This window comes from Ascidiaceihabitans donghaensis (assembly GCF_900302465.1).
GTDB lineage: Bacteria > Pseudomonadota > Alphaproteobacteria > Rhodobacterales > Rhodobacteraceae > Ascidiaceihabitans > Ascidiaceihabitans donghaensis.
This window is the reverse complement of sequence record NZ_OMOR01000001.1, coordinates 324,696-350,991: the sequence shown is the minus strand read 5'-3', so window position 1 is coordinate 350,991 and position 26,296 is coordinate 324,696. Positions and strand designations below refer to the sequence as shown.

Genomic DNA, 26,296 nt, shown 5'->3' with positions numbered 1-26,296 from the left:
GAACCAAAGCCTACACAGACGCGTCCACAACGGGCACCAAATGGTTGTCCCACTGTAAATTCGTGTGGCGCGTTGTGTATGGGGTGCGATCGTCAATGTGTTTTATACTCCCCTGACCCGACGACATGGCGAACCCATGCCCCATCGCCGCGACCCCGCAGACATCCGGTTCGGCAATGTTGTGGGAAAACCGTGACGCCTTGGTGTCATACACCTGCATCACGCCCCCTCTGGGTGACGTCACAGCGATACGTGCGCCGTCATTTGAAAAGGCAACACTGCCAACATACCCTTGCATCCGGCGTACGTCATCGGACGGTGCATCCAATATCCGCAAGCCTTTGACCGGGTGGTGCACACCGACAAGTGCAGGCGCAACGTCACCCCCTTGCCATTGCATCCCAAAGGCCACAGACCCATCCGACGCCACAGCAAGATGTCGGATCGAGTTTTTACGCCATGCCTCGCCCAGCGCCACGTCCTGAACCACGCGACCATTTTCGATGTAAGTCAGTGAAGGTTGCATCGTGGCAATGTTCAATTTGGTACGTCCACTGTCGGGATGCGTATCAATACCACCATTTGCCACGACCAGACGTTCGGTGCCGGGCAGACGTTTGATGTCGTGTGGGCCGACACCCCCGCTGGCCCATTCATCAACGCGTTTGTACCCCTGCCGCGTATCCCAGACACCGATACGACCCTCGCCTGCCTCGTAATTGTTTTCGGTCGTGAACAACAAAGACCCATCCGCCGAGAATGCGCCGTGCCCATAGAAATGGCGCCCCGCAGGCGCTGACAGCACTGCCCGTTCTATTCCCTGCGCACAATCGATCACGATCGCAAAAGTGCCAGGGCGGCGGGCAAAGGCCACGGCTTCGGGGCGAGTGGGGTGTGCGGCTGCCGCGTGACCGCGATCCGGCAGGGGCAGCGCAAACCGCACCTGTAAATCAGCTGAGATGCCGCATAAGACATAAGACCCGTCAGGCTTGGCCGCTGCGGCTAAAAAACTCGGCGACCCAGCATCGGCCCACGACGGTTTGGGCATAAAACCAGTGGCCAAAAGCCCTGCCAAGAACTGTCGCCGACCTGCAAACGCATCAACCATCAGTCACCATCCAGCGCATTGAAACCTGCCGCCACCCCCAAAGTCGGGCCCAATTCATCGCGCACGGTCGCGCGGATAGCGTCAACGGATTGTTGCAAAACTTCGACTTTCAAACGCGACTGCGGATCAGCCACAGATGCAAAGCCAGGGTCATTCAACGCCTCTAACTGGGACAAGGCCGTCTGAAACCGTGCGTCCAGCCGGGCCGCCAGTTCCGCGTCACCACCTGCCAGACGTGCTGCAAGATCACGCAGTGCGGTTAGGCTAAGCATCACATGCTGCGCCGACCTGCCAGAGCGATGCGCTTCGGCCCGTTTGGGGCGCGGGCGATCGAAAGACCCCAAAGGACGTCCAAGCCTTGTGTCTGATGTAAATTGCAGTCCCGTGGACAGCGCCTTGAACAGTTCCTGCAACACTTCGGCGGTACTGCGGTATGTTCCATCGGCTGAGGGTTGACGCAGTTCTTGCGCAAAACCGGACTGCCAATCGGCGTAGATGTTTTGCGTTGTTGCGGCGATGTCCGCGCTTACGGTTTGAACCAACGCGCAATGATACTGCGCATCGCCCGCACGGCGTATCGCATCATCAAACAGCAAGAATTCCATTGCATAGAACCCACGGGCGGCAATGGAAACTTCGCTGTAATTTGCAACGGATGCCACAACCGGATCCTGCGCTGCAATCAGGCTGTACAAGGCACGCGGCGTCGCCCCACGGCTGTCCGGCCAGAACGCCAGTGCAAAGGCGCGATCATCAACCTCTGTCGGGCCAAACCGTAAATGACTGACAGACACCCACGCGTCGAAAGCAGCGCCATAGGCCACCTTCAGGTCTTGCGATGTCGGATCACAGTTGTCCGCAGCCGTGTTCGTCAGACTTTGCGCCGTAACTGCAAGCTGTTCAAATCCGGGCAGAATATGATCGTCCAAAATGTTTTCAACGGCATCACTTTGCGCATCAGCCTGCGCCAACGCAGGCAAAAGCAGCAGTGCAAAACCTAGGTAGGTTGGTCTCATAAGCTCTCCAGAAAAGCGATAAGGGCCGCACGGTCTGCAATCGACATATCCACAACAGCATCGCGCTGCGTTTGCGCCTCACCACCGTGCCACAAAACCGCTTCCAGCAGCGATCTCGCACGACCGTCGTGCAAAAAATAGCTGTGGCCGCTGACTTGCTGCGTCAACCCGATCCCCCACAACGGCGGTGTGCGCCATTCACGGCCGGTGGCGCGGGCTTCGGGGCGATTGTCGGCCAGATCCGGCCCCATGTCATGCAGCAACATGTCGGTGTAGGGCCAGATCAACTGGAAACTTTGTTCGGGTTGGTCGCGCAAGCGGTGCGTCACAAAGCTGGGTGTATGACACGCAGCACACCCCGTTGCATGGAACACTTGTTTGCCGCGCAGAACGTCTACGCCCCCCACATCACGACGGGCAGGCACCCCAAGATTGCGGCTGTAAAAGCTGACAAGTTCAAGGCCTTCAGCGTCAATTTCAGTGCCTCTGTTGTCGCCATCGCCATGTACGGCAGTTTGGCAAGCAGTCTGTGCATCGGTGCATTCCCCTGCGCCTGCCGGAAACAGGGGCGATGAAATCCCGATGTCCCCCGCAAAGGCCGCTGCTGATTGTTCTTTGACTGTCGGGCTGCCCGCCTTCAAGCCAAACCGCCCCAACATTGGTCGGTCAAATTCAACAGACCACACGACATTTGGTCGGCCCGATATACCGTCGCCGTCGGCGTCGTCCGGGTCCGCTTGTGCAAGAATGTCCGCAGCCGGTATCGCCTCAAGCAGACCAAGTCCGATCATCTGCGGGGCCACACGCGGACTTAGCATTGCATCCCGGTGCAACGGACCATAGCCAAGATCAGCAGCCTTGTATTCAGGATGGCGCAGCGACGCAGTTGCCCCCCCGGCCAACGCAATCGCCCGTTCCGTGTACTGTACATCCAAACGGTATTCTGACGCGTGGCCTTGCACAGCAAAATCCTGCAATTGCGAGCCATAGGTCGGATCAGGTGCGGTGGCGATGTAGCCTGCGATCTCAGCTGCTTTCACGGTGTCGATTGCGGTGGCCGAGGCGGGGATAGACACCCTTAGAAATATCGAAATCGCGTTGTCGTCGTCTTGTTCAGGCGGATGACCGCGCCCGTCTTTGATGTGGCACCGCTGACAGGACCGCGCGTTATATAGCGGTCCCAAGCCGTCAGAGGCCAACGTGGAGGCCGGCGCAGACACCCAAAGCTTGCGGAACAGACCATTGCCGACCTTGAAATTCAACTCGTCTTCAAAGGTGATGTTGCCCGATGGGCGCGAAAACGCATCTGCCGAATTGGCCACACGCACGGTGGCAGCACCTGCAGACTTTTCTTCAAAGCGGTGCGGCACGGAAAAATCTGTAGGCATTGCGGTGACATCGGAAATGCGCTTGGCTTCTTGCGGCGTGCGCGGAACCACGTCCAGATGCGGATCACCAAGCGTCCAAACAGGCGGTGCTGCGGGTTTGTCTGCATAAGCACCCGCGCCCACAACCACACAAGACAGCCCCCACGCAAAACTGCGCAGGGTCAAATGCAAAGGAAGTGCAAATTTTAACATGATCTTTCGTGCCTTGCTGTCAGGCCAAATGCGTTATTGGAACACAGCTTCGGGATCATCCAAACTGTCGGAGCCCTCAAAAGCGATCTGATCAAGGCCCAGTGCCGTGACCACCCTTTCGATGCTGCGCGTTTGATCAATCAATCCGTTCACACCGCCCATCACCAACGCGTCGCCTGCCGTATTGCCACGTTCCAACATCTGGTCGTAGGCAAATCCAGCTTCAGCCGCCGTTTTTATGCGTCCCAAGGACATCATCGTGGTCGACAATTTTCCTTGCATTTCGGCATCAAGCGCGGGGTCTGCAGCCAGAACCAGATCCGCCAGGGATGGACCTGACACCAATGTGCCATCAACGCGGACGTATTCGCCCACATATACGTTCTGCACGCCCAACCCGTCATAATAGTGGTCATTGTGGGTGTTGTCGGCAAAACAGGAATGTTCTTCTTCGGGGTCATTCAGCATCAGGCCAAGACGCATGCGTTCGCCTGCTTGCTCACCATACGACAGTGACCCCATGCCCGTCAAAATCGCGGCCAAACCGGCGTCGACATTCGCAGTCAGGTCGGCACGCGCCGCACCCGCATCTGCCCATTGCGCTGCCATCCATTCCAGATCGGACACCAACAGCTGTGCGGCAGCCACCAGATAATCCGCGCGGCGGTCGCAGTTGTCGTGGGTGCATGCGTCGCCCTTTGCGTAATCTGTCCAAGGACGGTTGCCAGCACCGGCGCCATGCCCATTCAAGTCCTGACCCCACAGCATAAATTCAATCGCGTGGTAACCGGTTGCGACATTGGCCTCGATCCCGTCAGCCTCATGCAGTGTTTCAGCCAGCAAAGCTGGTGTGATGTCGCTGGCATCGATTGTCTTGCCCGACAAAGAAAACTTCGGGTTGGCCACAACATTCAGTGCAGCAAGTTCATTTTCGTCAGATGGCCCGCCATAGGACGCGTCTACGTAGTCGATCAAACCTTCATCCAGCGGCCATGCGTTCACCTTGCCTTCCCAATCATCCACGATTGGATTGCCAAAACGATACACTTCGGTCTGCTGATAAGGCACCCGCGCCGACAGCCACGCTGACTTGGCGGCTTGCAACGCCTCAGCTGACGGGTTTGCCACCAATGCGTTTACCGCGTCTTGTAAGGTCTGCGCGGTCATAAGACTGTCCGCGTATTTGGCCGCGGCAATATCGGCGTATGTTTGCAGAACTTCGGTTTTATCAGTTGCAAACGCGGGGGTGGCCAATGCCAAACACAGCACGGAAGTTGACAGATAAACGGGTTTCATGGTGCGTCCTAACGATAAGAAAAATGCAAGCGGAAGCCATGGCACTTGAGCTAGGTGGCCGCGAATTGGGTCTGCGCCAATACCTGAGTAATTTCATAAGACATGTCAACCCGACTTTTTTAGTAAAGAATTTTGGTGCCTGTCAATTTTCACCTACCAAGCCCTTGAACCCGGTGCGTCGGCCAACTTTTATGCACTTAAAGACCACGCTGCATGCCAGCATTTGCCATGGGTGGCATGTTTGTCAGCCCAATCAGGATCGCCCCAGCACGGCGCAGTTGCGCGATGGCAAAAGCATCGTCCGTTGCGACCAATTCGGCAAAGGCGGGGGAGCCTGCGGCAACCGTCATGCCCTTGGCCTTAAAGCTGTTTTTTGCGGTGTAAGGGATGCCATCAAGCGGGCCGCTCACCTGGCCGTTTCTGCGACGTGCATCGGCGGCCTTTGCATCGCAGAGCGCATCAGGATTCATGACCGGAACGGCATTCAAACAAGGACCATCGCGGTCATATTTTGCAATGCGATCCAAATAGGTCGTGACCAAGTCCACGCATGTCGCAGCGCCCGTTTCCAAGGCATGGCGCAAATCAGCAATTGAGGCTTCAACGACCTCCATTTGCCTGCTCGAACCCTTGCAAGACATTCACTGTGTTTATGCCGATCTCTTCAATGTCATAGCCGCCTTCCATGACAAACAATGTCGGCAGCCCAAGGCCCGCGATGTCGGCCCCGTATGTGCTGAAATCCTCTGATTGCAGTTTGAAAAAGCTGATCGGGTCGGTTTCAAATGTATCCACCCCAAGCGAGACAATCAGAGCATCGGGGGCGTAATCTTTGATGTGTACCAGCGCTTTGGCCAAAGCTGCCCGCCACGTTGCAAAATCGGTGTTCGGAGGCAAAGGATAGTTGATCGTAAAGCTCTCGCCCTTGCCGGTTCCCGTTTCATCGGCGTGACCCAGAAAATGCGGAAAGGCGTCCATCGGGTCGCCATGCAACGAGACAAACAACACATCATCGCGGGCGTCAAAGATGTCCTGTGTTCCGTTGCCGTGATGAAAATCCACGTCCAGAACAGCGATGCGTTTAGCGCCTTTGTCCAGCAGATGCTGCGCCGCGACGGCTGCATTGTTCACAAAGCAGTAGCCGCCATACATATCGATGGCGGCGTGATGCCCCGGCGGACGGCACAGGGCAAAGGCCGCAGGTGCGCCCGCAGAAACACGTTCCGCACCCGTCAGCGCCACCTGCGCCGCGGCGTATGCGGCTTCCCATGTGCCATCTGAAATGGTTGTTTCACAGGCCAGCGCGTAATAGCCCAAACGCCCTTCGATGTGATTTGGAATGTGGGTCGACATACGCCGCGCCGGCCAAACGGTGGGCATTGCTTCGCCTTTGAAGCCTTCGGCCTGCCAATCGGTCCAAGCGGTTAGCAAAAAATCGATGAACCCTTTGTCGTGAATGGCCAAGATCGGGTCCATGCCAAAGTCGTCGGGCTCAGATACCGGGCCAAGGTTCACGGCGCGGACCCGGTCGATGATGTATTCCGCACGCGACGGGCGCTCGAACGGTTCGACCAGTTCGCCGCCAAACAGCTCGGTCTTTGAATTTCGAAGCCTGTGCTTTTCGCTGAAAATCGTTTCCATGTCGCCTGTCTCCCATAACAAAACGGCGACCCCACACGAGAGGTCGCCGTGATTGTACCCGACTGTCGGTCAGTTTTTCAGGTTGGTCCAGATTTGGTCGTAAACCGCTTGGGTTTCTTGATCGCACACTTCGATAAACGCACCAGCGCCAGCCGTGGCAGGCGGATTTGCTTCTGGCAATGTGGCCAATGCCGGATCAAGGAATTCCTCCGCGCCCGACACGCCCAAGCCATACCGCGCATAGTTGGACACAGCCGAGATGTTTTCAGGCTCAAGCAGGAAATCCATGAACTTTACCGCGTTTTCACGGTTTGGGGCGTCGTTCAGAAGAACAACATTGTCCATCCACACGACATAGCCTTGTGTCGGGAAGGCGTATTTGATCGTGTCGCGTTCTGCGCGTGCCTTAGCGCTGAAACCGTCATAGATCATGCCAACGGATGCGTCACCGGACACAAGCACTTCGCGCGCTGTATCTGAATTAAACGACGCCCAGTTCGCTTTCGCGCCTTGCAGCATATCGTTCAACGCGCTCAGTTGGGCCCGGTCTGACGAACATTGCGGAATACCCATATGCAGCGAGGCAAGCGCCATGACTTCGCCTTGACTGTCTAGCATGTTGATCTTGCCTGCCAGTTCGGCTGGTGGGTTGAACAGCAAGTCGGTTGTGTTGATGTCACCATCATAGGCGGCCGTATCGACGGCAAAGGACGTGGAGCCCCACTGATAGGGAATGGAATGTGTGCGGCCCGGATCAAACGACGGATCTGCCCATTCAGCTGCGATGTTGCCTTTGTTGGACAGCTCGCCGTCTGCAATCGTATCCAGCAACCCTTCGCCCGCCATGATCGCCACCATGTAATCGCCCGGCACGGCGACGTCATAAGTGCCCATGCCGCCGGCTTTCAGCGAGGCAAGCATCGCCTCGTTGGAATCGTAGGTGTCCATTGTCACGTTGATGCCGGTTTCAGCTGTGAATTTTTCCAGCAGTTCCGCTGGCATGTATTCAAACCAGTGATAGATCACCAGATCACCGTCAGCTGCGGCGGCATTTGCCATCAGCGCTAAGGCCATAGCGGATGTTGTTAGGTATTTCATGTGTTTAGCTCCCTTGTTGTCATTTTGTATTGTCTGTTTTTGATACGAAGTATGATATCGTCACCATCACGATTGAGAGGCCCAGCAGCATCGTCGAGATAGCCATGATGTTGGGTTTCAAACCCTGTTTCACCGACCCGAAAATCGCCGTCGGCAAGGTCTCAATCCCGGCACCTTTGACAAAATTGGTGATGATGAAATCGTCGAGGCTGACAATGAACGCCAGCAAAAACCCCGAGATAATGCCGGGCATCATCAAAGGTAAAAGAATGCGCCGGAAAGCTTGTGCGCGCGTCGCATAAAGGTCCATCGCAGCATGTTCATAGGTGTCCTCAATCCCCTGCATCCGCGCTTGAATGGGCAGATAGGCAAAGGGGATGCAAAACGCGATATGCGCCACAAGGATCGTCATATAGCCGCGTGTGAAACCCACGGAATTGAAGAAAATCAACGTCGCCACAGCCAGCACGATTTCAGGCACCATGATCGGCAACGTGATCAATCCCAGCGAGGGCGTGCGCAATTTGTATTTGCCACCCCGTACAATCGCAGTCGCCGCAGCGGTCGCGATGGCGGTGGCCGCCGTGGCCGCGATGATCGCAATCGAGAACGAATTTATCGCCGCTTTCTGGAATTTGGCGCTTTCCGGCCCAACAAACACATCGACATACCAGCGCAGCGACAGCCCTTCCCAGACCGTGATCGAGGCAGAGGCGTTAAAAGAATAGATCGTCACCACAGCCAGCGGCGCATAAAGGATGACAAGGCACAGCACCGTCATCGCTTTGAAGCCCGCGTAGGTTTTGACATCTGTGTTGTCGCTCATGCCTGCCCCCCTGCCTGGCGTTGCTGACGGGCAAAGAGCAACAGGACAACCATTACCATTGTCAGCAGGATCATCGAGGCGGCGGCCCCAAACGGCCAGTTGCCAGCGTTGCCTTTGAACTGCTCTTCAATCAGTGAACCGATCATGAATGTTTTGGCACCGCCCAATAGATCAGGGGCCAGAAACGCGCCGAGGCTGGGTACAAAAACCAGAATGCAGCCCGCAATCACACCGGGTTTCACAGCAGGCAAAACGATGCGGCGCAGGGTGGTGAATTTTGAGGCGTAAAGGTCTGCGGCGGCCTCGCTCATGGTAAAGTTATAGCGCTCAACGGCGGCGTAAATTGGCAGAACCATAAACGGCAAATAGCTGTAAAACAGTCCCAGTTGCACAGCGAGGTTGGTGTTGATGATGCGCAGCGGGTCATCGATCAGCCCTGCGCTGATGAGGAAATCGTTCATTGGCCCTTCATCGCGCAGCAGGAATTTCATCGAAACCGTGCGGATCAGCAAGTTCACCCAATAAGGAATTGTGATCAAAAACACCCATAGGGCACGGGTTTTTTCTGGGCGCGTCGCAATAAAATAGGCGGTTGGAAATCCGATCAGCAGTGAAAGAATTGTCGCAAGACCCGCCTGCCAGATCGAGCGCCAGAAGATACTGATATAGGTCCATTGGAGGGTTGGATCGCTGTCGCCAAACAACCCGCGGTCAAAAAAGAACTGATCATAGGCGGCCAGCGAGGGTTCCCAAATGACGCCGCCACGAAATTCTTTTGTCAGGAACGAATAGATCAACATCACGCAGACAGGTGCAAAGACAAAGACCCCCAGCACGACCCAAGACGGCAACAGCAACCAGTGTCGCGCCTTTGCGTAAGTATCTGACGCGGATGACCCGCCCGATGCAGCACCCCCTGCCATTAATCAACCAACAGGCGCGCAGCACCTGCTTCCATATTGACGAAGGCGGGACTGCCGATGTCGATAATCCGCTTGTTGCCACGGTCCGAATTAGAGGTGCGGATCGTAAACTGCGGGCCATCATCAAGGTCGATGATCGTATTGATGTCGGTGCCGATGAAAATATTCTCAACGACTTTTCCGGGCAGGCTTTCGGGTGACAGTGCGCTGTCCGACAGCGTCAACCGTTCGGGGCGTACAGACAAATGCACTTTTGCACCCACATCCACCCCGTCCACCGCCATGCAGCTCAGCGTGTTGGCCCCACCAATGGAACACAGGGCGCGCCCGTCGGTGATCTTGTCGACGGACACCTCCAGAAGGTTCGTGTCGCCGATGAAATCCGCCACAAACATGTTGCGCGGGTGTTCGTAAATATCACGCGGTGCGCCAAGTTGTTGCAATTCACCCGCAGACATAACCGCAATCCTGTCGGACATGGTCAGCGCTTCTTCCTGATCGTGGGTCACAAAAATAAAGGTAATGCCGGTCTCGCGTTGAATGTGTTTCAGTTCAATCTGCATGGCCTTGCGCAGCTTCAGATCAAGCGCGGACAACGGCTCATCCAGCAGCAAAACTTTGGGGGATGGGGCCAAGGCGCGGGCCAAGGCAACACGCTGCTGTTGACCACCCGACAGTTGCGCCGGTTTGCGGTGGGCGAATTGCGTCAGTTGGACCAGCTCAAGCATCTCTCCGGCACGTTTACGCGCATCCGATCGCGAGGCGCCTTTCATCTCAAGGCCGAACCCCACGTTATCAAGGATCGTCATATGCGGAAACAGCGCGTAGTTCTGAAACACCGTATTCACGGGGCGCTGGTTTGGCGCCAGTTTCGCGATCTCGTCGCCAAACAGAAAAATCCCGCCTTCTGTGACGTCTTCAAAACCCGCAATCATGCGTAGCAGTGTGGTTTTCCCACAGCCAGAGGGACCCAAAAGGGTGAAAAATTCATTGTCCCGTATGCCAAGCGAAATTTTTTGCAGGGCGGTGAAACTTCCGTAGCGCTTGACCGCGCCGCGCACATCAACCGCAATTTCCGCAGTGTCCTGCATTGGTGTCCCCCAGCATTGTAAGGAACCCAGCATGCACAGCCTTTGCCAAAGCCATCCCGCAGGTTCCTTGGCAAAGGTTAAGACGAAGCGTGGGATGTTAAGAAATCGTTTCTGCCGAAGGCGGGCTTAGGTGAATCCTTCCTTTTCACACAAAAACTTAGCCAAGACCTAATCAGGACTAATGTAGACACTTCTTTCCCCCACGCGCAGCTAAAGGCAGAACTGGAACACAAGCGGATGAAACCACATCCAAAACACATCACGCTCGGGGGGATCACGCCTATGCCAGTTGAAACCATAGACACGCTTGTTGTTGGGGCGGGGCAAGCGGGAATTGCGCTGTGTGAACATCTGGGCAAACAGGGCGTCCCGTTTCTAGTGCTTGAAAAAGATCGCATCGCCGAGGCCTGGCGTACGTCGCGGTGGGACGCTTTGGTGACAAACGGCCCTGTCTGGCACGATCGGTTCCCCAACATGGAATTTAACGGCAACGCACCTGATGAATTCGTCGGCAAAGATCGCGTCGCCGACTACATCGAAGAATATGCGGCGATGGTGGACGCGCCTGTGCGAACGGGTGTGGAAGTGATCAAGGCCGAACGCTTGCCCGATCGTGCCGGATTTCGCGTCGAGACCACAAATGGCGTGATCGAGGCTGCGCGCATCGTATCTGCAACGGGCGCATTTCAACATCCGGTGATCCCACCGATTGTCCCAGCTGCCGCGCCGGTGACACAGATACATTCCGCCGACTACCGCAACCCCGACCAACTTGATGCAGGGGCGGTTATGGTCGTTGGGGCCGGATCGTCCGGGGCGCAGATTGCGGATGAATTGAACAGGGCGGGGCGCAACGTGTTTTTGTCCGTTGGCCCACACGACCGCCCACCGCGCCGCTATCGCGGGCGCGATTTTGTGTGGTGGTTGGGTGTTTTGGGATTATGGGATCTTGCCGCCCAAGAACCCGGCACCGAACATGTGACGATCTCGGTCAGTGGTGCATATGGAGGTCGCACCATGGATTTCCGCCGCCTTGGACACGAAGGCGTGACGCTTCTTGGTCTTACTGACAAATATGCGGACGGCACGCTTTCATTTGCGGATGACCTAAAGGAAAATGTTGCAGCGGGTGACGAAAATTACCTTGATCTGTTGGATGCGGCAGATGCTTACGTGACGCAAATGGGCCTTGACCTGCCTCCAGAACCAGAAGCACGCGAGGTGTTCTCTGATCCGGCAAGCCTAAGTGATCCCATCGGCAGTCTTGATCTGGCGGCAGAGGGTATCACGACGATCATTTGGGCAACCGGATACAAACAGGATTTCGGCTGGCTTAAGGTCGATGCCTTTGATGACAAAGGCGCGCCCATCCACCAACGCGGCGTATCTAAAGAACCCGGCGTCTATTTTCTGGGTCTGCCGTGGCAGTCACGGCGTGGATCGACCTTTCTTTGGGGTGTCTGGCATGATGCAAAATTTGTCGCAGACCAGATTGGCATTCAACGCGCCTACGCCGATTATCGTGGTGCCGCTGAAATCGTGCGCCCCGCCGCAGAATAACTATAGGAACGTCCAAATGGCCCATACCCGCATTCGCAAATTCAACACTTCGGACACCTATCCCGAACAGAACCTCGACAATGATCTGTGCCAAGCGGTTGTCACGGAAGGCGGAAAGACCGTCTGGCTGCGTGGCCAATGTCCACAGAATTTGGATGACGCAGTGAACATCACCAGCAACGATCCAGTCGAGCAGACGCATAAAGTCATGCAAAATATCAAACAGCTGATCGAAGAAGCGGGCGGCGAGATGGAGCACCTTGTCAAAGTCGTGGTCTACATCACCGACGTGCGCCACCGCGAAGCCGTTTATCGCACCATGGGGGAATACATCAAAGGCGTGCATCCGGTGTCGACAGGTTTGGTTGTGCAGGCCCTCGCGCGGCCCGAATGGCTGGTCGAAATTGACGGCACGGCGGTGATCCCCGCATGACCTTTTCCCTCGTTGCACGCTGCGCCGAGACTGGCATGTTTGGTCTGGCGATTTCATCCTCTTCCCCTGCCGTTGCGGCACGATGTGCCTATGCCCGCGCAGGCGTTGGCGCCGTCGCCTCACAGAATGTGACGGACCCAACGCTGGGGCCATTGGCGCTTGATCTGATGGCCGAAGGGATGACTGCGCCAGAGGCCATCGCAGCCGTACAATCGCAAGGAAAGTTCATCGAATACCGTCAGGTCCTGGCGGTCGATAAAACAGGCGCCACAGCCATCCATTCCGGCCCGAATTCCCTTGGCATTTGGACACAAGCGCAAGCGCAGGATGTGGCGTCTGGCGGCAACATGTTGGCCAACGACGGTGTGCCGCAGGCGGTTGTGGACGGGTTTCTTGCGTCCACGGGGCATCTTGGAGATCGCCTGATTGCCGCGATGCGTGCGGGGCTGGCACAGGGTGGCGAAGCGGGGCCGCTTCATTCCGCTGGAATGCTGTTAGTGGACAAGGTCGCGTGGCCCGTGGCGGATTTGCGCTGCGATTGGACAGAAACCTGTCCAATCGAAAATGTCGCAACGGCTTGGGAAATCTACAAGCCCCAACTGGACGCCTATGTGCAACGCGCAATTGACCCTCGCGAGGCGCCTTCTTATGGCGTCCCCGGTGACGAATAGGACCTTTCTTATCGCGCCACCGCTTTTGCAGATCTACACACCGGCCCCATTTATGTGGCCCCTTATTCAGCTTGATCCTGCCTGCGGTTCAGGCATGTTGGATTAATGGCATCACGGTTCACATTGCGGCAATTGGAATACTTCGTCTCTGTCGGCGAACAGGGGTCCATTGCGCAAGCAAGTGCGATGGTGAACGTGTCTTCGCCCTCGATCTCGGCTGCGATCACCCAGTTAGAGGCTGAATTTGGCCTGCCGCTTTTTGTACGCAAACACGCCCACGGCCTAAGCCTGACGCAGGCAGGCCGGCAATTCATGGATCAGGCACGCAGGGTTCTGAACGAGGCCGAAGGTCTTAATCGGCTTGCGGGCACCATATCGGGCAACGTGCAAGGCCCGCTGAATGTCGGCTGCCTTTTGACGTTTGTGCAGGTGTTGTTGCCCGCAATCCGGCGCAGGTTTCAAGACGCTCATTCCGACGTACAGGTTTCGCAATTTGAATGTGACCAAGAGACACTGATCGAAAAGCTCAGATGCGCTGAAATTGACGTGGCCTTAACGTATGATCTGGAAATTCCGCCTGATCTGGAGTTCATCCCTGTTCGCTCACTGCCGTTGTATGCGGTCGTGTCGGGGTATCATCCTTTGGCAGACCACAAATCCGTCTCGGTCAAAATGTTGGCGGATCATCCAATGGTTTTGCTCGATCTGCCGATCAGCAGCACCTATTTCCTTAGCATTTTTGAACAGGCATCTGTCGCCCCGAAAATCGTGGAACGGACTCGCGATATGGCGGTAATGCGGTCATTGGTGGCCAATGGTTTCGGATTTTCCATGGCCAACATCCGGCCCCATTCCGACCTGTCGCCTGACGGGCGCGAATTGCGGTTTATTCCATTGGAAGGCACACACCGCCCTATGCGATTGGGGTTCGTGATCCCGCACGGCGCACGGTCGGTTTTATCCGTGGATGCCTTCATTGATCACGCAACGCAGTCGATCTCGAAATGGGGATACCCCGGTGTCCCTGCGTCGTAAAAGACTTAAGCCCACCCTAAGCCGTGATTCCATAACTGCGACTTTAGCCTAAGCCATTATTCTGTCACGACTGCAAACACAGCAGCTTTCCAACAGGAGCCTCACCGTGCGTGATCCCCGCTACGACATCCTATTTGAGCCGATGGACATTGGGCCTGTCACCGCCAAAAACCGGTTTTATCAGGTGCCCCATTGCAACGGTGGCGGATATCGCGATCCGTCTGCGGCGGCCGCGATGCGCGGGTCCAAAGCCGAAGGCGGTTGGGGTGTGATTTTCACCGAACAATGCGAGATGCACCACACCTCCGAAATCACACCGTTCATCGAATTGCGCCTGTGGGAAGACAAAGACATCCCCATGTTGCGCAAGATGTCAGACGCCATGAAATCGCATGGCGCACTTGCGGGAATTCAACTGGCGTATTCCGGCGTGAACGGCCCGAACCTTTACACCAAAGAAGTCCCCTTGGCGGTCTCTGCCCAGCCCATCCGCACCTTCACCAATGATCCGGTTCAGGCGCGTGCCCTAGACAAGACAGACATCCGCGATCTGCGCCGGTGGTTCGTGAATGCCGCAAAGCGATCCCGGAACGCAGGCTTTGATCTGATTTGCCTTTATGGCGCGCATGGATTCGGAATTTTCCAACACTTCCTCAGCCGCGCCACCAACCACCGGACGGATGAATACGGTGGCAGCCTTGAAAACCGCGCACGGTTTGTGAACGAGGTCATCGCCGATGTGCGCGATGCGGTGGGCGATACCATGGGAATCACCTTGCGGGTGTCTTTGGACGAAACCATCGGGCAGCTTGGATTTTCCAACGCCGAGGTGCGCGAATTTGTCGATATGAACCGCAACCTGCCTGACCTTTGGGATTTGGCACAGGGCACATGGGAAGAATGTTCCGGCCCGTCGCGCTTTAAGGAAGAGGCGGCACAGCATGCGCTGGTTCAAGGCATCCACGCGCTGACGGACAAGCCCATTGTCGGCGTTGGTCGCTTCACCAGCCCCGATGTGATGGCAAAAATGATCAAGACAGGCACGCTTGATTTCATCGGCTGCGCACGTCCGTCAATTGCAGATCCGTTTTTGCCCAAAAAGATCGAAGAGGGCCGCATCGACGACATCCGCGAATGTATCGGCTGCAACATATGTGTGACCGGTGACATGACCATGTCGATCAGCCGCTGCACCCAAAACCCGACGTTCATGGAAGAATGGCGCAAAGGGTGGCACCCCGAACGAATGAACACAAAAGGCAACAGTTCCAATGTGTTGGTGGTGGGTGCTGGACCTGCGGGACTTGAAGCAACACGCGCGGCTGCGATGCGCGGCTATGACGTCGCATTGGCCGAAGCGGGCACCGTTTTAGGGGGCCGCGTCGCGCGCGAGCGCATGCTTCCTGGGCTTAGCGCTTGGGGTCGCGTGGCCGATTACCGTGAATACCAGATCAGCCAAAAGCCAAATGTGGAACGCTATTTCGACAGTGAACTCGATGCAGATAGCATCCTTGAGTTCGGCTTTGAAAACGTCTGTATCGCCACAGGATCGCAGTGGCGCCGCGACGGTGTTTCGCGCCAACATGTGGTCCCGTTTCCGACGGACGTCGCAATGCCACTGTTCACGCCAGATGATCTGATGGACGGCGCATCCCCAAGCGGGCATGTGGTGATCTATGACGATGACCACTATTATATGGGCGGCGTCATGGCAGAACTACTGATCCAGAAAGGCTGTACCGTCACTTTGGTCACCCCCGCCGCTTACGTCAGTGAATGGACGCTCAACACGCTTGAACAACATGAAATCCATCGCCGTTTGGCTGAGATGGGCGTGCAGATTGAACTGAACCGCGGCGTGGTCGAAATCGCATCGGATCATGTTGTGACCAATTGCATGTTCACCGACCAAACCCGTCCGCTGGAATGTGACGGGATTCTGCTTGTGTCCTCGCGCTTGGAAAACAACGCCGTCTATAACGACCTGAAAACGCGCGAGGCAGAATGGGCCGACGCGGGTATCAAATCAGTCAAACTGATTGGCGATGCGAATGCACCGGGGCCGATTGCTTGGGCCACTTACGCAGGCCACCGCTATGCGCGGGAACTGGATGGGGAAGACATCGGCGACGCGCTGCCATTTCGCCGAGAAATCACAGAGTTGGCCGTAGATTGAAAACTGCATTTCCCTTTCCCACGTCAATGGTGACGGACATCCTGACATGGACGCGCACGCGCATTCTGGGTGGACAAGACCCCAAACATGGGGCGCAAAGCAACGCGGTCCTTGAGCCAATTCTGGGCGGTTCGATCACGCCAGACGGGATCGGTGCAGAGGCCGCTTTTGGCCTGTTCACCGATACGATTGTGCCCTCAACACGTCCTTTCGGGCACCCGACATCGCTAAGCTTTGTGGCCTCGGCCCCCAGCCAAGCGTCGCTTAGTTTTGATGCAGCTCTTGGGGCGGCAGGTATTTTTGCAGGCAATTGGGATGGTGGTGCGGGGGCCATTCACGCCGAAAACCAAGCGCTGGACTGGCTGGCAGAATTGGCCGGCTGGGACGCGCAAGCCGGTGGTGTTTTTGTAGCGGGCGGAACGCTTGGAAACCTGTGCGCTTTGCACGCGGCCCGCGATTGGAAATCCAGACGCTGCGCCCGCCCTGACCGTTGGGCCATTCTGTGTTCGGCTGAGGCGCATAGTTCTATTGAGGCGGCGGCCAGTGTGATGGACGTCGATGTGATTCCGGTCGCAGCGGACGCCACAGGACGGATGAATGCGCAGGCTGCGCGCGATGCATGGCAACCAAATGTCTTTGCAATCGTCGCCAACGCAGGCGCAACCAACAGCGGCGCGGTTGATGACATTCAGGGGTTGGCTGACCTTGCCGAGGCACGTGACCTTTGGTTGCATCTTGACGGGGCTTACGGCCTTGCAGCCATTGCAGATCCTGAAACGCGACCGATATTCGACGGAATTGACCGGGCGCACAGCCTGATCGTTGATCCGCACAAATGGCTGTTTGCACCCTACGACAGCTGTGCATTGATCTACCGCAACGCCGCGGATGCCGCCAACGCCCACGGCCAAAGCGCGGTCTATCTTGATACTGTGGACAAAACGCACTGGAACCCTTCCGACTATGCGCTGCACTTGACGCGTCGCGCCCGTGGGCTGCCGTTCTGGTATTCTTTGGCCACGCATGGCACCCAAGCTTACGGCGATGCGATCGCGACAACGATATCGATTGCACGCGACATTGCGCAGGGTATCGAACGCATAGAAGGGCTGGATCTGCTGCTTGGACCGCAATTGTCCGTGGTTCTGTTCCGTCCGTCACACATGTCCGAGGACGCCATGGTCCGATGGGCCGAAGAGCACCGCCGTTCCGGTGCCCTGCTGTGTTTGCCGACAAAATGGCGCGGCGAGATGGTTTTCAGGCTTTGTATCGTCAATCCCGAGACCGATGCGAAAACTGTGTTAGAGACCCTGAAAACCCTGACCTGATCCATATCAGTGGCAATCCACGCGCCCCGTTCACGTCTTGATGTCGCTTTATGAAAGCAATGTGCCTTCATTTGGATTGACCTTGGAACGTGACTATCGCAAGGATGAAGAAGATGGTTTCCAGTCGTCTTACACGCGCCTGAAATGAAAAGGGAATACGGTGAGGCCAAGCTAAACAGCGCCAAATCCGTAACTGCCCCCGCAACTGTGAGCGGTGAGTGACCTCGATAAAAACCACTGGGCCTGTAGGGTTTGGGAAGGTTCGGGGAAACGCTGATCCGCAAGTCAGGAGACCTGCCATCAAGCGGCGCTTTGGTGCCGTTAATGCAACTCAACCCAGACGGGGAGTCTGGTTCGGAGGTTATGATGGCGGCACGGGATTTCCCTGACCTGACTATGTATCTGCCCTGCACCCCGCGTCATCGCGGAGGGCGATATGAACAAAGAGCACACCCATAAAATAACGATTTGCACATCGTGCCGACACAAAGGCACTGAATGTCGGCCCGGCTATGAACTGATCGAAAAGATTCGAACAGCGATCCAAAACGCAGGGGACACAATCACGGACGATTTTGAAATTTCGGGCGTTGCCTGCATGGCTGGCTGTGACAGGCCCTGTACGGTTGCCTATCACGGCAGTCGCAAAGCGACCTATCTGTTTGGCGACATTGATCCTGCCGTGGATGTGGATGATCTTGTCAGTTTTGCCACCCAATATGCCCATCTACATGATGGATGGTGTTCGTCTCTGGATCGGCCTGGCAAACTGCGCACGTCAACTTTGGCACGTGTGCCAGCCGCGATAATTGCGGTCGAAGCCAATGATGTTCGCGCATCATGAAGGCCGCAGATCTTGCGGTGCGGGATGTCAGTTGGACACCCGCCAAATCACCCCAACCCGTTCTGCATTCTACGACCTTCACCATTTCTGCTGGGCGCGTGTTGGGCGTTGTCGGTCCAAACGGCGCTGGCAAATCTACTCTGCTACGTTTGCTATATCGCTTTCAAAAACCTCAAACGGGTCAGGTGCTGGTCGGTGGCCAAGACATTTGGTCACTGACTGCGCGTGACGCGGCAACACGGATCGCCGCCGTGCTGCAAGAACAGGCGTCCGCATTTGACCTAACGGTACGAGAGATCGTCCGCTTGGGCAGAACGCCATACCGGTCAGGGTTTGCCGCAGCTGGCAAGAAAGATGAAAACGTCGTGGATGGCGTCCTTGAGCAACTCAACCTTCTTGAGTTGGCCCATCGTGATTTCAGCACCTTATCGGGGGGTGAAAGACAAAGAGTCATGGTTGCGCGGGCCTTGGCACAGGAACCACAGGTTCTGATTCTTGATGAACCTACAAACCACCTCGATGTGCGCCATCAGCTTGAAGTCATTGCGTTGATTCAAAAACTGGGTCTGACCATTGTCGTATCTTTGCATGATCTCAACATGGCCGCCCGCGTCTGTGATGATGTGTTGATCCTTAAAGACGGATACCCGCAAGGCTTCGGCCCCCCACAGGCTTTACTTTCTGATCAGCTTGTGACGGACACGTTTCAGGTCGTCGCACAGCGCGAACATCTCAGCCTGAGTGGCGCGTCCCACTTTTCCTTTAGCCTTCCCGAATGAAAGACCCCCAAACATGAAACTCGCCTTTACCGCTTTGACGGCCCTTTCCCTGGCAAGCACTGCCATGGCCCAAACCACGGTGCAAAGCTGCGACCGCACTGTCACATTTGCAACGCCACCAAAGGCGGCAATATCCAACGATGTGAACCTGACAGAAATGATGCTGGCGCTTAAACTGCAGGACCATATGGTCGGCTACACGGGCATTTCAGGCTGGAAGACGCTGGACGACAAAATGACAATGGGCGTCGAAGCGCTTCCTGAACTGTCATCCAAATACCCCGCAAAAGAAGTCCTGATCGGCGCTGATGCCGACTTTTTCTTTGCGGGTTGGAACTATGGCATGCGTGTCGGCGGCGAGGTCACACCACAGACGCTAGCCCCCTTTGGCATCGCGGTTTATGAATTGACCGAAAGCTGCATCCACGTTGGCCCAAAAGATGCCGCTTCTATGGATGACATGTACAACGACCTGCGCAATCTGGGTGCGATCTTTGGCGTATCAGTCCGCGCCGAAACCCTGATTGAAGGATATCAATCCGAATTGGCGGCATTTCTGGATGAACAGTCGGCGCTGGAAACGGCCCCACGGGTTTTTGTCTATGACAGCGGCGAAGATGTGCCGTTTACAGCAGGCCAATTCGCTATGCCCAACGCGCTGATTGAAGCTGCAGGCGGCACCAACATCATGAATGATCTGGACAAAAGTTGGGCCACCGTCGGTTGGGAGGCGGTGGTTGATCGCAATCCCGAAATCGTCGTGATCGTAAACTACGGCGAAGTCACCGCCGATCAAAAGATTGAATTCATGATGTCCAACCCCGCTTTTGCCGACATTGACGCCGTAAGGAACAAGCGGTTCGTGGTGCTGGAATATGTGGAAGCGACCCCCGGGCCACGCAACATCGAGGCCGTCAAAACTCTTGCTGCCGCGTTTCGGGCTGAATGATTGCGCATGACGCAAGCTGCAATCAACACACATCCCCCAAAAGCCAGAGGTCTTCGGATCATTGCCCTCTTGGGTGTTGTGGCGTTGTTCGGGTCGTTGTCGATTGCAGTCAGCGTCGGGGCCGTGGCTGTCCCGCTTGAAACCGTCTGGAGCATTCTGGTCAACAAGATTGCTCCGGACACAATCACGCAAGACTGGTCCAAAGGTCGGGAGGCTATCGTTTGGAAAATCCGCCTACCAAGGGCCATCCTTGCCTGTTTGGTGGGCGCGGGTCTCGCAATGGTCGGCGCAAGCCTTCAAGCCGTGACACGGAACCCGCTGGCAGATCCACACCTGCTTGGCATTTCGGCAGGCGGAGCTTTCGGGGCGATATTGGCCCTGCTACACACCGGGCTGTTCATTGGCCTTTTGACTGTCCCGTTGTTCGCATTCCTCGGCTCTTTGGCGGCGACATTGATTGTACTTGCAGTCTCACAATTTGCATCCGCCACCAGCGCCGACCGGCTGGTTCTGGCGGGCGTGGCCGTGTCATTTATCGTGATGTCAGCCGCAAACGTATTGATCTTTCTTGGCGATCCGAAAGCTGCCCATACCGTGGTGTTTTGGATGTTAGGCGGCCTTGGCCTGGCCCAATGGAATCAGTTGATGTATCCGGCCGTCGTCCTGCTTTTGTGCGGAACATACCTATGGCTGAAATCAGGTACACTGAACGCGATGACAATAGGGGATGAAACCGCCACGACACTTGGCATCCCGGTTGCGCGTTTCAGGCTGACCATTTTTGTCATTGGCGCTTTGATCACAGGGGTCATGGTGGCGTTCTCTGGCATAATAGGCTTCGTCGGCCTGATGATTCCACACATCGTCCGCATGCTGGTGGGTGGTGATTACCAACGCCTCCTTCCTATCTCTGCACTTTGTGGTGCTGTTTTTCTTGTTTGGGCTGACATCATTGCAAGGACAGTTATGGCACCAGATGACATGCCAATCGGAATAGTTACCGGCTTAATCGGCGGCGTGTTCTTTGTCTGGTTGCTGCGAAAACGAATGGGCGCGTGATCGCTTGCCTGTAACTGATGGCCAATAGCGAAAAATACGAAATCTTGAATTTTCCCTGCCACAGGACTCGTATCTGCACATCTCTTTAGAACCGGCACCACCACCAACGAAAAGAGCCACCCGAAGGCGGCTTGTAACGTGCTGATCTAAATCAGTAATATTGGTTGCGGGAGTTCGTCACTACCGAAAGCGAATGATTATCATTTTGGAAGTCTAACTAACAACGAAGCGAATTTTGCCAAATTGCATCAATGTTCACCACGACAGTGTTGATGGTCGGCCAATGATGCCAGAACATAGCATTCCTCTGAATTTCCCTCCCCATCACATCCGTCGGCGATGCGAACCAGTTCGGATTCCAGTGCCTTGAGCCTTAGCAGCTTCTCACGCACATCGGTCAGTTGATGCTGGGCGATCAGCGTGGCCTCTTGGCAGGAGCGGTCAGGATGCTGCTGTAGATCAATCAACGCGCTGATGGCTTCGATGGAGAATCCAAGGTCACGGGCATGTCTGATGAATCCCAGCCGCTCCAGACCATCTTTGTCATACCGTCGTTGATTTCCTTCGGTGCGACCTGCGGACACCAGCAATCCAACCTGTTCATAGTACCGAATGGTAGGGACTTTCACACCCGTCTGCTTTGACAATTGCCCGATAGAAAACATGCGATTTACCTCTTGAAGCTCTAGTGACTAGAGGTTGTAGATAGGATGGGACACAAAGAAAAGGCGATTCGTATGTCCTCTGATCCAATGACCCAGGAGACCCCACTCCTCAATTACTCATCAGGCCCGATCCAGTCACTGATTGCAGATCGTGGGTGGTCCAAACTTGAACTCGCTGAACGGGCAGAAGCTGCATATGAGTTTGTCAGGAATGAAATAGCATTTGGCTATAACAGCGACGACACGCTGACAGCCTCTGACGTGCTGCGAGATGGTTACGGTCAGTGCAATACAAAGACCACGCTACTAATGGCATTGCTGCGGGCCATGGATTTGCCATGCCGCTTCCATGGTTTCACGATCCACAAGTCCCTACAACGTGGTATCGTTCCCGAAATCGTCTACCCCCTTGCGCCGACCAACATCCTGCACTCTTGGGTGGAAGTCTTATTGGACGGGAGGTGGGTCACCCTTGAGGGCTTCATCCTCGATAATGCCGTGCTGAATGCACTGCAAAGAGCTTTCCCCGATCAGGATAGCATCTGTGCCTATGGTGCTGGCACGGACAACCTCCAAGCCCCTGATGTTAGATGGTCTGGGCAGGACACCTACATTCAAAGAACGGGGATCAACGCCAACTTGGGGACGTTCGCATCACCAGACGCTTTTTATGCGGAACATCGGCAACTGCGTGGCATCAAAGGATTGCTGTATCGACTCGTGATCCGCCACTGGATGAACGCACGTGTGGAACGCCTACGTCGTGGCCTAGTGCCGACCATCCCTAACGGTCCCACAACTGCATTGCCCCCTCAACAGGCTAATGTGAAGGAGGCTGTGTAATGTCGGGTTGCTGTGGACATGATGCGAAGTTCGAAGGCGTCTCGGCTGATTACAAACGCCGCCTATGGATCGTCATCGCCCTGAACGCCACTATGTTTGTGGTCGAGATGTCGGCGGGTCACTACGCCAAATCTCAGGCCCTTCAGGCCGATGCGTTGGACTTCTTAGGCGATGCCCTGACCTACAGCATTTCATTGGCAGTCATTGGTGCGTCAATACAGGTGCGCACGAATGCTGCATTGGCAAAGGGACTGAGCCTATTCTTGATGGGGCTTTGGGTCTTCGGCTCGACCCTTTACCGCGTATTCTACGTTGGAGTGCCTGAAGCGGGCATCATGGGGGTCGTAGGTGTTATGGCAATGGCAACAAACCTGGCCAGTGTCCTCCTGCTGGTTCGATACAAGGACGGAGATGCCAACGTCAGATCGGTCTGGCTGTGTTCACGCAACGATGCCATCGGCAATGTGGCGGTTGTCTTTGCCGCCATCGGTGTCTGGGGAACCGCGACAGGTTGGCCAGACCTGATCGTTGCGGGGATCATGGCGACGTTGTTCCTTTCGTCGGCGTTCCAGATCGTGCGTCAAGCGTTGCAGGAACGACGTGATGCGATGCAGCACATCCACGGGGCAACATGATGGTCGTTCTGCTTACCAACATGGGGATCGTTATTGCGTTCGGGACCTTGGCTGCGATTGTCTGGTCCATCGTTTGTCCTGACCGCCGACTGTGGCCGCCAAAAGAGTATACGGCACTGACACCGATCTTGGTGTGGGTGCCAACGTTCACCCTGTTTGGCACCATGATCGTTGTTGGTGTCATGGAGTGGGGTTCTTGGACCATTCCAGCTGCAATCAGATACGGTTTGGGAGGGATGTTGATCGTCCTTGGCAATCTGGGTGTGTGGTCGGAAGTTTTGAAATTTGGCGTCGATCAAACTGGTGGTGCGCCAGGTAACCTGAGAACGTCAGGTCTGTATCGGTATTCCCGCAACCCGCAATATGTATCCGACATCATGATCGTTTTGGGGTGGGTCATGATGTCAGCATCGCCTTCGGCATTCGTGATCGGGTTGGTGTCAGTATCGGTTCTGATCGTCGCCCCATTTGCGGAAGAGCCTTGGTTGAGACGGACCTACGGTGAGCAATATGCCGATTATGCTACCAAGGTCAGGAGGTTCCTATGAAGCGTATGGGACACGTTGATCATTGTGCGCTCATCCAAGACCCAAAGGCTTTGGCTGAGATCAACGGTTAACCGAGATAATCGATGATCGGACAATCGGGGCGATGATCACCACGGCAAGATGTCACCAGGTGAGCTAACTCATCATGAAGCGATTGAAGTTCACGTTGCTTCTCTTCGATCTCTTCCAAACGCTTGGATGCGATGCGTTTCACTTCTGCGCTGGTGCGGTCCTGATCCTGGTATAGTCCGAGGAGTTCACGGCACTCTTCGATGGTGAAGCCAAACTCGCGTGATCTTCGGATGAACACGAGCTTTCTCACAGAAGCATCGTCATAGGTGCGATATCCTGCATCAGAACGTGACGGAGCCTGAACAAGGCCGATGTCAGCGTAGTAACGCACGGTTTTGACGGGGAGACCCGCAGCCTTTGATGCAGCCGAAATATTCACAGGACTTACCTCTTGACCTTCCAGTTACTGGAGAGATTAGGTTGCTGGTGAATGAGTTTCAAGGGTGCCGTTCGAATGGATGGCCGCACCTGTGTAAGGAAAGTATGACCATGCCCAAAGATACCACCACCAAAACTGCGACCCTCTATCGGATGGTGATGACCGATCACATGTGTCCGTACGGATTGAAGTCGAAAGACTTGCTGGAACGTCAGGGCTTCAAAGTTGATGATCGCCACCTCACCAGCCGTGACGAGGTTGATGCATTCAAAGCCAAGCATGATGTGAAGACGACGCCACAGACGTTTATTGGTGAAGAACGCATCGGTGGCTTCGATGATCTGAATGCATACTTTGGAAAAACTACCAAGGCTGAAGATGCCACGACCTACAAGCCTGTGGTTGCCTTGTTCACGGTTGCTGCGTTGATGGCTGTCGCGGTCACCTGGCTCATCCTTGGCACCATGTTCACTGGGCGGACGGTTGAGTTGTTTATTTCGATTTCAATGGTCTTGTTGGGCCTCCAGAAACTGCAAGATGTTGAACGGTTCGCCACCATGTTCCTGAACTACGACCTGCTTGCTCAACGTTGGGTTCGATACGGATATATCTATCCGTTTGTCGAAACGGGTGCAGGGCTGCTCATGATGGTGGGCGTTCTCACATGGTTGTCTGCACCAGCCGCGTTGTTCGTTGCAAGCATCGGCGCGATCAGTGTGTTCAAGGCGGTCTACATCGACAAACGCGAACTTAAGTGCGCTTGCGTAGGCGGTGACAGTAAAGTTCCACTGGGTTTCGTTTCGCTCACCGAGAACCTGATGATGATCGGTATGGCGATCTGGATGCTCTCGAAGCTGTGATCACTTAACATTTGACCCTCCACCAACTGGAAGGCTTAGCGGTAACAAAAAGACATGAGGATCAGTGCCTTCAATGAAATCGACTATCGCTATTGCTGCTATTTTGGTTGCAGGTGGTGTGGGCTACGCGATGTGGCCCACCACAGTACCGCACACCACAACGACAGACGCTGCTATCGTCATGGAAGACGGAGTTCTTGCAAATGTCCTGCTGCCTAACACGCTGTCCCAGAATGCCCAGATCGGGCAACTCGCCTATGAAGCCAAATGCGCGGCTTGCCACGGGGCGAATGCGGCGGGCCAAGATGGCGTCGCACCGCCGCTGGTCCACGTTATCTATGAGCCAAGCCATCACGGTGATGAAGCCTTCCAAAGGGCTGCTGCCATGGGCGTTAGGGGCCACCACTGGCCGTTTGGCGACATGCCGCCAGTTGAGGGTGTAACACGGGGCGATGTCACCATGATCATTGCCTACATTCGAGAACTGCAACGTGCCAACGGGATCAACTGATCTCCAACAACAAGACTGGAAACAACAATGAAAGCTATTCTACTCGCAGGCATGATCGGGATTTGGGCGACAGGTGCGATGGCACACTCGCCCCTAGACGCAACGACACCAGCTAACGAGGCCATCGTCACAGAGATGCCGACCGAAGTCTTGATGAACTTCAAAGGTGACATCCGCCTGACGCGGGTCGCGATCACACATGCCGACACCCACAGTATGGACATGGACCTTGGCGAACAAACGGCGTTCACACAGGAGTTTGCCTTGCCAATGCACGACATGGGAGCAGGAACCTATGTGATCGAATGGCGTGGGCTGGGTGTCGATGGCCATGCCCTGAACGGTAGCTTCAGCTTCACTGTCGAATAAC

28 protein-coding genes and 1 riboswitch are annotated in these 26,296 nt (G+C 55.6%); of the genes, 16 read left to right on the top strand and 12 right to left on the bottom strand.

The features are described 5' to 3' along the window. Positions 1 to 10: 10 nt before the first annotated feature. From ASD8599_RS01790 to ASD8599_RS01745, 10 genes are all read right to left on the bottom strand, one after another. Positions 11 to 1,108, bottom strand: coding sequence for a DUF1513 domain-containing protein (locus ASD8599_RS01790; RefSeq protein ID WP_108826949.1), 1,098 nt, complete (start codon positions 1,106 to 1,108; stop codon positions 11 to 13). Then, on the bottom strand, positions 1,108 to 2,124 hold the full coding sequence (locus ASD8599_RS01785) for an imelysin family protein (protein WP_108826948.1): 1,017 nt from the start codon (positions 2,122 to 2,124) through the stop codon (positions 1,108 to 1,110). The genes ASD8599_RS01790 and ASD8599_RS01785 overlap by 1 nt, the downstream gene beginning before the upstream one ends. Then, a complete protein-coding gene (locus ASD8599_RS01780) occupies positions 2,121 to 3,704 on the bottom strand; it encodes a di-heme oxidoreductase family protein (RefSeq protein WP_108826947.1) in 1,584 nt (527 codons plus the stop codon). Before ASD8599_RS01780 ends, ASD8599_RS01785 begins: the two co-directional genes overlap by 4 nt. 33 nt (positions 3,705 to 3,737) lie before the next feature. Continuing rightward, complete coding sequence (locus ASD8599_RS01775; RefSeq protein ID WP_108826946.1) at positions 3,738 to 5,000, bottom strand: imelysin family protein; 1,263 nt, start codon at positions 4,998 to 5,000, stop codon at positions 3,738 to 3,740. A 197-nt stretch (positions 5,001 to 5,197) separates the two neighbouring features. Beyond that, on the bottom strand, positions 5,198 to 5,614 hold the full coding sequence (locus ASD8599_RS01770) for an amidase family protein (RefSeq protein ID WP_108826945.1): 417 nt from the start codon (positions 5,612 to 5,614) through the stop codon (positions 5,198 to 5,200). Continuing rightward, a complete protein-coding gene (locus ASD8599_RS01765; protein ID WP_108826944.1) occupies positions 5,601 to 6,641 on the bottom strand; it encodes a histone deacetylase family protein in 1,041 nt (346 codons plus the stop codon). The genes ASD8599_RS01770 and ASD8599_RS01765 overlap by 14 nt, the downstream gene beginning before the upstream one ends. Positions 6,642 to 6,710: 69 nt before the next feature. Continuing rightward, positions 6,711 to 7,739 carry an extracellular solute-binding protein gene (locus tag ASD8599_RS01760; RefSeq protein WP_108826943.1) on the bottom strand — a complete coding sequence of 343 codons (1,029 nt, stop codon included), beginning with the start codon at positions 7,737 to 7,739 and terminating at the stop codon, positions 6,711 to 6,713. A 19-nt stretch (positions 7,740 to 7,758) separates the two neighbouring features. Further along, positions 7,759 to 8,565 carry an ABC transporter permease gene (locus ASD8599_RS01755; protein WP_108826942.1) on the bottom strand — a complete coding sequence of 269 codons (807 nt, stop codon included), beginning with the start codon at positions 8,563 to 8,565 and terminating at the stop codon, positions 7,759 to 7,761. Continuing rightward, entirely contained in the window at positions 8,562 to 9,488 is a 927-nt protein-coding gene (locus ASD8599_RS01750) for an ABC transporter permease (RefSeq protein ID WP_108826941.1), read from the bottom strand. The genes ASD8599_RS01755 and ASD8599_RS01750 overlap by 4 nt, the downstream gene beginning before the upstream one ends. Beyond that, positions 9,488 to 10,579 (bottom strand): ABC transporter ATP-binding protein, encoded by a 1,092-nt coding sequence (locus ASD8599_RS01745; RefSeq protein WP_108826940.1) that lies wholly within the window; start codon positions 10,577 to 10,579, stop codon positions 9,488 to 9,490. Before ASD8599_RS01745 ends, ASD8599_RS01750 begins: the two co-directional genes overlap by 1 nt. 282 nt (positions 10,580 to 10,861) lie before the next feature. Here ASD8599_RS01745 and ASD8599_RS01740 point away from each other — a divergent pair, with 282 nt between their 5' ends. The 10 genes from ASD8599_RS01740 (at position 10,862) to ASD8599_RS01695 (ending at position 21,413) form a co-directional block, all read left to right on the top strand. Beyond that, the gene (locus ASD8599_RS01740) at positions 10,862 to 12,139 is read left to right on the top strand and encodes a flavin-containing monooxygenase (RefSeq protein ID WP_108829952.1); all 1,278 of its coding nucleotides are present in this window, start codon (positions 10,862 to 10,864) and stop codon (positions 12,137 to 12,139) included. A 16-nt stretch (positions 12,140 to 12,155) separates the two neighbouring features. Continuing rightward, positions 12,156 to 12,572 (top strand): RidA family protein, encoded by a 417-nt coding sequence (locus ASD8599_RS01735; RefSeq protein ID WP_108826939.1) that lies wholly within the window; start codon positions 12,156 to 12,158, stop codon positions 12,570 to 12,572. Continuing rightward, a complete protein-coding gene (locus tag ASD8599_RS01730; RefSeq protein ID WP_108826938.1) occupies positions 12,569 to 13,243 on the top strand; it encodes a DUF1028 domain-containing protein in 675 nt (224 codons plus the stop codon). The genes ASD8599_RS01735 and ASD8599_RS01730 overlap by 4 nt, the downstream gene beginning before the upstream one ends. Before the next feature lie 105 nt (positions 13,244 to 13,348). Next, positions 13,349 to 14,278: a LysR family transcriptional regulator gene (locus tag ASD8599_RS01725; RefSeq protein ID WP_108826937.1), complete on the top strand. Its 930-nt coding sequence runs from the start codon at positions 13,349 to 13,351 to the stop codon at positions 14,276 to 14,278. A gap of 106 nt (positions 14,279 to 14,384) precedes the next feature. Then, positions 14,385 to 16,454 carry an oxidoreductase gene (locus tag ASD8599_RS01720; RefSeq protein WP_108826936.1) on the top strand — a complete coding sequence of 690 codons (2,070 nt, stop codon included), beginning with the start codon at positions 14,385 to 14,387 and terminating at the stop codon, positions 16,452 to 16,454. Continuing rightward, complete coding sequence (locus ASD8599_RS01715; RefSeq protein ID WP_219928847.1) at positions 16,451 to 17,782, top strand: pyridoxal phosphate-dependent decarboxylase family protein; 1,332 nt, start codon at positions 16,451 to 16,453, stop codon at positions 17,780 to 17,782. Before ASD8599_RS01720 ends, ASD8599_RS01715 begins: the two co-directional genes overlap by 4 nt. Positions 17,783 to 17,879: 97 nt before the next feature. Next, positions 17,880 to 18,098: riboswitch (cobalamin riboswitch) on the top strand. Positions 18,099 to 18,218: 120 nt separating this feature from the next. Then, complete coding sequence (locus ASD8599_RS01710) at positions 18,219 to 18,626, top strand: DUF1636 family protein (protein WP_108826934.1); 408 nt, start codon at positions 18,219 to 18,221, stop codon at positions 18,624 to 18,626. Continuing rightward, a complete protein-coding gene (locus ASD8599_RS01705) occupies positions 18,623 to 19,405 on the top strand; it encodes an ABC transporter ATP-binding protein (protein ID WP_108826933.1) in 783 nt (260 codons plus the stop codon). The genes ASD8599_RS01710 and ASD8599_RS01705 overlap by 4 nt, the downstream gene beginning before the upstream one ends. 13 nt (positions 19,406 to 19,418) lie before the next feature. Continuing rightward, a complete protein-coding gene (locus tag ASD8599_RS01700) occupies positions 19,419 to 20,354 on the top strand; it encodes an ABC transporter substrate-binding protein (RefSeq protein WP_108826932.1) in 936 nt (311 codons plus the stop codon). A 6-nt stretch (positions 20,355 to 20,360) separates the two neighbouring features. Further along, entirely contained in the window at positions 20,361 to 21,413 is a 1,053-nt protein-coding gene (locus ASD8599_RS01695) for a FecCD family ABC transporter permease (protein WP_108826931.1), read from the top strand. Between the two features lie 248 nt (positions 21,414 to 21,661). Here ASD8599_RS01695 and ASD8599_RS01690 read toward each other — a convergent pair whose 3' ends face one another. Next, positions 21,662 to 22,078 (bottom strand): MerR family transcriptional regulator, encoded by a 417-nt coding sequence (locus ASD8599_RS01690; protein WP_108826930.1) that lies wholly within the window; start codon positions 22,076 to 22,078, stop codon positions 21,662 to 21,664. A gap of 45 nt (positions 22,079 to 22,123) precedes the next feature. Here ASD8599_RS01690 and ASD8599_RS01685 point away from each other — a divergent pair, with 45 nt between their 5' ends. Genes ASD8599_RS01685 through ASD8599_RS01675 form a run of 3 tightly spaced genes read left to right on the top strand, consistent with a single transcriptional unit; the run spans position 22,124 to position 24,104 of the window. Beyond that, positions 22,124 to 22,921 (top strand): transglutaminase-like domain-containing protein, encoded by a 798-nt coding sequence (locus ASD8599_RS01685; RefSeq protein WP_245925905.1) that lies wholly within the window; start codon positions 22,124 to 22,126, stop codon positions 22,919 to 22,921. Continuing rightward, entirely contained in the window at positions 22,921 to 23,556 is a 636-nt protein-coding gene (locus tag ASD8599_RS01680; protein WP_108826928.1) for a cation efflux transmembrane domain-containing protein, read from the top strand. Before ASD8599_RS01685 ends, ASD8599_RS01680 begins: the two co-directional genes overlap by 1 nt. Next, positions 23,553 to 24,104 carry a methyltransferase family protein gene (locus tag ASD8599_RS01675; protein WP_108826927.1) on the top strand — a complete coding sequence of 184 codons (552 nt, stop codon included), beginning with the start codon at positions 23,553 to 23,555 and terminating at the stop codon, positions 24,102 to 24,104. Before ASD8599_RS01680 ends, ASD8599_RS01675 begins: the two co-directional genes overlap by 4 nt. Before the next feature lie 67 nt (positions 24,105 to 24,171). Here the strand turns inward: ASD8599_RS01675 and cueR are convergent, their stop codons facing one another. After that, a complete protein-coding gene (cueR, locus tag ASD8599_RS01670; protein ID WP_108826926.1) occupies positions 24,172 to 24,555 on the bottom strand; it encodes a Cu(I)-responsive transcriptional regulator in 384 nt (127 codons plus the stop codon). Positions 24,556 to 24,665: 110 nt separating this feature from the next. Between cueR and ASD8599_RS01665 the strand changes: the two genes are divergently transcribed. The 3 genes from ASD8599_RS01665 (at position 24,666) to ASD8599_RS01655 (ending at position 26,295) form a co-directional block, all read left to right on the top strand. Further along, positions 24,666 to 25,415, top strand: a complete 750-nt coding sequence (locus tag ASD8599_RS01665) for a glutaredoxin family protein (RefSeq protein WP_181364383.1) — start codon at positions 24,666 to 24,668, stop codon at positions 25,413 to 25,415. Positions 25,416 to 25,488: 73 nt separating this feature from the next. Continuing rightward, positions 25,489 to 25,926 carry a c-type cytochrome gene (locus ASD8599_RS01660; protein ID WP_108826924.1) on the top strand — a complete coding sequence of 146 codons (438 nt, stop codon included), beginning with the start codon at positions 25,489 to 25,491 and terminating at the stop codon, positions 25,924 to 25,926. A gap of 27 nt (positions 25,927 to 25,953) precedes the next feature. Next, entirely contained in the window at positions 25,954 to 26,295 is a 342-nt protein-coding gene (locus ASD8599_RS01655; protein ID WP_108826923.1) for a copper resistance CopC family protein, read from the top strand. The last annotated feature ends 1 nt before the right edge of the window (position 26,296 follow it).

What these genes read in the sequence shown, in the direction of transcription:
- ASD8599_RS01705 (WP_108826933.1), top strand. Translation starts at nt 18,623, where the DNA reads ATGAAGGCCGCAGATCTTGCGGTGCGGGATGTCAGTTGGACACCCGCC.
- ASD8599_RS01745 (WP_108826940.1), bottom strand. Translation starts at nt 10,579, where the DNA reads ATGCAGGACACTGCGGAAATTGCGGTTGATGTGCGCGGCGCGGTCAAG.
- ASD8599_RS01790 (WP_108826949.1), bottom strand. Translation starts at nt 1,108, where the DNA reads ATGGTTGATGCGTTTGCAGGTCGGCGACAGTTCTTGGCAGGGCTTTTG.
- ASD8599_RS01675 (WP_108826927.1), top strand. Translation starts at nt 23,553, where the DNA reads ATGATGGTCGTTCTGCTTACCAACATGGGGATCGTTATTGCGTTCGGG.
- ASD8599_RS01655 (WP_108826923.1), top strand. Translation starts at nt 25,954, where the DNA reads ATGAAAGCTATTCTACTCGCAGGCATGATCGGGATTTGGGCGACAGGT.
- ASD8599_RS01735 (WP_108826939.1), top strand. Translation starts at nt 12,156, where the DNA reads ATGGCCCATACCCGCATTCGCAAATTCAACACTTCGGACACCTATCCC.
- ASD8599_RS01740 (WP_108829952.1), top strand. Translation starts at nt 10,862, where the DNA reads ATGCCAGTTGAAACCATAGACACGCTTGTTGTTGGGGCGGGGCAAGCG.
- ASD8599_RS01710 (WP_108826934.1), top strand. Translation starts at nt 18,219, where the DNA reads ATGAACAAAGAGCACACCCATAAAATAACGATTTGCACATCGTGCCGA.
- ASD8599_RS01685 (WP_245925905.1), top strand. Translation starts at nt 22,124, where the DNA reads ATGGGACACAAAGAAAAGGCGATTCGTATGTCCTCTGATCCAATGACC.
- ASD8599_RS01765 (WP_108826944.1), bottom strand. Translation starts at nt 6,641, where the DNA reads ATGGAAACGATTTTCAGCGAAAAGCACAGGCTTCGAAATTCAAAGACC.
- ASD8599_RS01695 (WP_108826931.1), top strand. Translation starts at nt 20,361, where the DNA reads ATGACGCAAGCTGCAATCAACACACATCCCCCAAAAGCCAGAGGTCTT.
- ASD8599_RS01770 (WP_108826945.1), bottom strand. Translation starts at nt 5,614, where the DNA reads ATGGAGGTCGTTGAAGCCTCAATTGCTGATTTGCGCCATGCCTTGGAA.
- ASD8599_RS01725 (WP_108826937.1), top strand. Translation starts at nt 13,349, where the DNA reads ATGGCATCACGGTTCACATTGCGGCAATTGGAATACTTCGTCTCTGTC.
- ASD8599_RS01780 (WP_108826947.1), bottom strand. Translation starts at nt 3,704, where the DNA reads ATGTTAAAATTTGCACTTCCTTTGCATTTGACCCTGCGCAGTTTTGCG.
- ASD8599_RS01660 (WP_108826924.1), top strand. Translation starts at nt 25,489, where the DNA reads ATGAAATCGACTATCGCTATTGCTGCTATTTTGGTTGCAGGTGGTGTG.
- ASD8599_RS01700 (WP_108826932.1), top strand. Translation starts at nt 19,419, where the DNA reads ATGAAACTCGCCTTTACCGCTTTGACGGCCCTTTCCCTGGCAAGCACT.
- ASD8599_RS01760 (WP_108826943.1), bottom strand. Translation starts at nt 7,739, where the DNA reads ATGAAATACCTAACAACATCCGCTATGGCCTTAGCGCTGATGGCAAAT.
- ASD8599_RS01730 (WP_108826938.1), top strand. Translation starts at nt 12,569, where the DNA reads ATGACCTTTTCCCTCGTTGCACGCTGCGCCGAGACTGGCATGTTTGGT.
- ASD8599_RS01690 (WP_108826930.1), bottom strand. Translation starts at nt 22,078, where the DNA reads ATGTTTTCTATCGGGCAATTGTCAAAGCAGACGGGTGTGAAAGTCCCT.
- ASD8599_RS01680 (WP_108826928.1), top strand. Translation starts at nt 22,921, where the DNA reads ATGTCGGGTTGCTGTGGACATGATGCGAAGTTCGAAGGCGTCTCGGCT.
- ASD8599_RS01665 (WP_181364383.1), top strand. Translation starts at nt 24,666, where the DNA reads ATGCCCAAAGATACCACCACCAAAACTGCGACCCTCTATCGGATGGTG.
- ASD8599_RS01785 (WP_108826948.1), bottom strand. Translation starts at nt 2,124, where the DNA reads ATGAGACCAACCTACCTAGGTTTTGCACTGCTGCTTTTGCCTGCGTTG.
- ASD8599_RS01755 (WP_108826942.1), bottom strand. Translation starts at nt 8,565, where the DNA reads ATGAGCGACAACACAGATGTCAAAACCTACGCGGGCTTCAAAGCGATG.
- ASD8599_RS01750 (WP_108826941.1), bottom strand. Translation starts at nt 9,488, where the DNA reads ATGGCAGGGGGTGCTGCATCGGGCGGGTCATCCGCGTCAGATACTTAC.
- ASD8599_RS01775 (WP_108826946.1), bottom strand. Translation starts at nt 5,000, where the DNA reads ATGAAACCCGTTTATCTGTCAACTTCCGTGCTGTGTTTGGCATTGGCC.